A 1,742-nucleotide genomic window follows, 5' to 3' on the forward strand; every position below is an offset into this window, starting at 1 on the left:
CGGGATCTGGCACGGTTTGCGTGATTGACCCGGCCTGGATTGCCAACGGGCGCTTGATGATCGATCATGTCGCCGGTGTTCTGATCTTGGACCGCTCGCGGTCATGTTCCCCCATCTGAATGGGCTGCAGATCGACAGCATGACCGCGGCCGGGCTTCGAGTGAACCTCGACGTGAGTACCCGGGATGAGGCGGCAGCCTGTCCGGGCTGCGGAACGTCGTCCCGGCGAGTCCATAGCCGCTATCGGCGGCGACTGTCCGACACCGCGATCACCGGCCGGGAAGTGGTGATCCGGTTACGGGTCAGGCGGTTGTTCTGTGATAACTCTGATTGCGGGAGAAAGACTTTCGCTGAGCAGGTGCCGGGGCTTGCTGCGCGGCATGCCCGGCGCACGAGCATCCTGCAGCACCTGTTGGGTGCGGTCGCGCTGGCATTGGGCGGTCGCGCGGGGGCTCGGATGACTCGGCATCTGGCGGCCACGGTCAGCCGGATGACTCTGCTGCGACAGATCCGGGCACTGCCCGATCCGGACCGGGCGACACCTCGTGTGCTCGGGGTCGATGACTTCGCGCTGCGTCGCGGGCATCATTACGGCACGATCCTGATCGATATCGAAACCCGACGCCCGGTCGATGTGCTCGAAGACCGCCGCGCCGAAACTCTCGCCGCCTGGCTGCGGGCCCATCCCGGGGTCGAGATCGTCTGCCGGGACCGCGCCGGCGCCTATGCCGACGGAATCGCCGCCGGAGCACCCCATGCGCTGCAGGTCGCAGACCGCTGGCACATCTGGCACAACCTCGGCGAAGCGGTCGAACGCGTCGTGGCCCGACACCGCGACTGCCTGAACACCCTCGCCGAGGACACCATGGCCGATACCGAACCGCCGAGCGTGCCCCAGCAGGAAATCCCGGTAACCACCCCGAGGATCGAGCCACCTGCGGAAAGGACCGACAAGTGGGCTGTGCGAGCCCGCGAACGTTATGCCGCGGTCCACACGCTGCTCGACGACGGCGTAAGCATCCTGGCGATCGGCGCCCGACTCGGTCTCGCCCGCGGAACCGTCCGGCGCTTCGCGCGGGCGGCCAGTGTCGAGGAGTTGCTGGTCAACAACGGCACCGGGCAGCGCCCGAGCCTGTTGGAGGAGTTCAAGCCCTACCTGCATCAGCGGTGGAACGAGGGCTGCACCAACGCCACCGAGCTGTTCCACGAGATCAAAGGCCGTGGCTACCGCGGGGGACCCAAAATCGTCATGAACTACCTGCAGCCCTTCCGCGCGACCGGCCACATTCCCCGCCCGGTCCACAAGCCGCCCTCGGTTCGCCGGGTCGTCACCTGGATCATGACCGACCCCGCCAACCTCGATCCCGACAATCGGCAACGACTCGACGCGATCCTGGCCTCGAGCCCGCAGCTCACCGACTTGACCGGTCACGTCCGCGCCTTTGCCGCGATCATGCGTCACCTCCGCGGGCGCGAACTCGAGAATTGGATGAAAGCCGTTGACGCCCACGACTTCCCGGCTCTGCACTCGTTCGTCCGGGGCCTGCGCCGCGACCTCGACGCGGTCACCGCCGGCCTGACGCTGCCCTGGAGCAGCGGACCGGTCGAAGGACACGTCAACCGCATCAAGACGATCAAACGCCAGATGTTCGGGCGCGCGAAACCAGACCTTCTCCGAAAGCGAATCCTGTTGAGTGACTGAGCAGCTCGGCCAACCGCATCACGAAATTTGTGCCAGATCC

The 1,742-nt window shown here is 66.4% G+C and carries 1 protein-coding gene; it reads left to right on the forward strand.

Going from position 1 to position 1,742, the window contains the following annotated elements:
- The first annotated feature begins 139 nt into the window (after positions 1-139).
- Positions 140-1,702 (forward strand): ISL3 family transposase, encoded by a 1,563-nt coding sequence (locus ACIRRA_RS45950; RefSeq protein WP_402782458.1) that lies wholly within the window; start codon positions 140-142, stop codon positions 1,700-1,702.
- Positions 1,703-1,742: the final 40 nt, after the last annotated feature.

The organism is Nocardia sp. NPDC101769 (genome assembly GCF_044766925.1).
Taxonomy (GTDB): Bacteria; Actinomycetota; Actinomycetes; order Mycobacteriales; family Mycobacteriaceae; genus Nocardia.

Bases quoted from the DNA above. Each gene is read 5' to 3' on its own strand.
- ACIRRA_RS45950 (WP_402782458.1), top strand. From the start codon at position 140: ATGACCGCGGCCGGGCTTCGAGTGAACCTCGACGTGAGTACCCGGGAT.